Consider the following 2,157-nt stretch of genomic DNA (forward strand, 5'->3'; position numbering starts at 1 on the left):
ACCCCGTCGAGGAACACGGTATCCGAGGCGGGAGCCGGGCCGGCTACGACCACTGTCCAGGTGGAGGCGCTGGCACACCGGGCGGTGGGGCTAGGGTCTGGGCTCACGCCCGGCGCACGGCCGCGGGGCGAGGATCAGTGCAACGAACAGGCATACAGGGCCTGTGCGGCCGACTGAGCCTGATGGGGAGACCTTCCAATGTCCCGACGTATCGCTGTGTCTGTCGCCGCCGGTGTCGTCGTTCTCGCAGGCGCGGGCGCCTACGCTCTCGCCTATGCCGGGGAGCAGCCTCCCGCCCTCACGCACAGCACCGCCCGCTACAGCGCCCCCGCCGGCGACCGTGACGGTTCGCTGAGTTTCACCACCGACGTCACCGCCTCCTCCGGGATCAAGAGTGTCAAGGTCCTGGCCTGGCCGGCCACCTCCTCGCTCACCAAGCAGAAGCTGACCGCCAAGGACATGGCCGCCGCCGAGAGCGCCGTCTGCACGCCGGCCGGCAAGCACACCGTCCACTGCACCTACACCACCACCGTCACCCCCACCGACGCGGCATCGTCCCCCCACGGCGCCTGGCACATCGCCGTCCTGGCCGAAGCGACCAACGGCACCACCACCCTCGACAACAAGGCAGCCGGCTTCACCGTCCGCTGACGTAGCTCTGGCTGGGACGTAGCTCTGGCCGGGATGTGGCAGGGGCTCCAGCCTGCCCGCCGCATCACGGCGGCCGCAGACCGTGACGGACGTCGAGCCCGCGGTCAGCCGGTGTGACCGGGATGGCCCTGGGTCAGCAGCGAGTTCCAGGCCAGGGCGAAGACGGGGAAGCCGAGTTCGGCGAGGCGGAGACAAGCCGTCTTGACGGCCACGTCCCCGGCGCCGGTGGCCTCTTCCGACGTTTCCTTCGAGTCGGTTCATGCCCACGAGCATCGCTGGCCCCACCAGCGGAAGCTGGCGGGAATCCGACCTGGCGTTCCGCGACATCGACAGCATCGCCTGACATAGGACCGTCAGCCAGGCAGGACAGGCATCACGCCGCAACCGGACCGATCACGAGAACGACGGGACCCTGCCCAGCCACCCGTTCGCAAGCCCCACTCGGCGGACCCTGTGAGGCCAAGTCTTTGCCCGTGCGCCCTGCGCTGGAGCATGTGTGTCAGGTGGCTGCCAGGAGGATGGCGGTGTAGTGCGCGGTGAAGGCGGCGATGGTCAGGGCGTGGAAGACTTCGTGGAATCCGAACCAGCGCGGTGAGGGGTCGGGGCGTTTGAGTCCGTAGACGACGGCGCCCGCGGTGTAGAGCAGACCGCCGGTGATGACGAGGGCGACGACCGTGGTGCCGCCGGTGCGCGCGAAGTCGGGCAGCTTGAAGACCGCTGCCCAGCCCAGGGCGATGTAGCACAGGGTGTAGAGCCAGCGCGGTGCCGTGATCCACCAGATGCGGAATGCGACGCCGGCCGCCGCCCCGGCCCACACCAGCAGCAGGAGGACCGCCTGCTGGCGCGCGGACAGCAGCAGCAGCACCGCCAGAGGCGTGTACGTGCCGGCGATGATCAGGAAGATGTTCGCGTGGTCCAGCCGGCGCAGAACGGCCTCACCTCGCGGACCCCAATCCCCGCGGTGATACACCCCACTCGTGCCGAACAGCAGCAGGGAGGACGCCGCATACACCGAGCACGCCACGGCGATGCTTGCCGAGCGCGCGAGAGCGACCAAAACGATGCCGCCGGCGAGTGCGAGCGGGAACATGCCCGCGTGCAGCCACCCGCGCATCGCCGGTTTCACGACGGCCACCGCGCGCTCCACCCCGCTGCCCGGACCAGCTGCGGGGGCCGTCCGCCGGCTCTGTGAACCGGCCGACGGTCCACCGGCGGTGCCGGGGGAAGCGTCGGGCGTGGTCCCGCTGCCGAGCTGTGCTTCCTGGCTGGGTGCCGGTGGCTGAGCGTCTTCGGCGATCATGCGCACATATTAGGAGGATCAACGCAGAACATGGCAACTGACCCGATCGGGAGAGCCGTTCAGGCAGTGGCCCGGTCGCGGAGCGGGGCAGGGCGCAGCGTTTCGTTGAGACGCTGGGCTTCTTCGAGTTGGTCTTCGAGGATGACGATGCGGCAGGCGGCCTCGATGGGGGTGCCCTGGTCGACGAGTTCGCGGGCGCGGGCGGC

At 69.8% G+C, this 2,157-nt stretch carries 2 protein-coding genes and 1 pseudogene; 1 reads left to right on the forward strand and 2 read right to left on the reverse strand.

Translation table 11 applies throughout. The features are described from left to right. Positions 1–198: 198 nt before the first annotated feature. Positions 199–651 (forward strand): DUF5707 domain-containing protein, encoded by a 453-nt coding sequence (locus ABZT03_RS43930; protein WP_356049889.1) that lies wholly within the window; start codon positions 199–201, stop codon positions 649–651. A gap of 499 nt (positions 652–1,150) precedes the next feature. Here ABZT03_RS43930 and ABZT03_RS43935 read toward each other — a convergent pair whose 3' ends face one another. Both ABZT03_RS43935 and ABZT03_RS43940 read right to left on the reverse strand, forming a co-directional pair. Then, complete coding sequence (locus tag ABZT03_RS43935) at positions 1,151–1,951, reverse strand: hemolysin III family protein (RefSeq protein WP_356049890.1); 801 nt, start codon at positions 1,949–1,951, stop codon at positions 1,151–1,153. Positions 1,952–2,010: 59 nt separating this feature from the next. Continuing rightward, a pseudogene (locus tag ABZT03_RS43940) lies at positions 2,011–2,157 on the reverse strand (MerR family transcriptional regulator); the annotation flags it as partial.

This window comes from Streptomyces sp. NPDC005574 (genome assembly GCF_040605435.1).
In the GTDB taxonomy this organism is placed as follows: domain Bacteria; phylum Actinomycetota; class Actinomycetes; order Streptomycetales; family Streptomycetaceae; genus Streptomyces.

What these genes read in the sequence shown, in the direction of transcription:
- ABZT03_RS43935 (WP_356049890.1), bottom strand. Translation starts at nt 1,951, where the DNA reads ATGATCGCCGAAGACGCTCAGCCACCGGCACCCAGCCAGGAAGCACAG.
- ABZT03_RS43930 (WP_356049889.1), top strand. Translation starts at nt 199, where the DNA reads ATGTCCCGACGTATCGCTGTGTCTGTCGCCGCCGGTGTCGTCGTTCTC.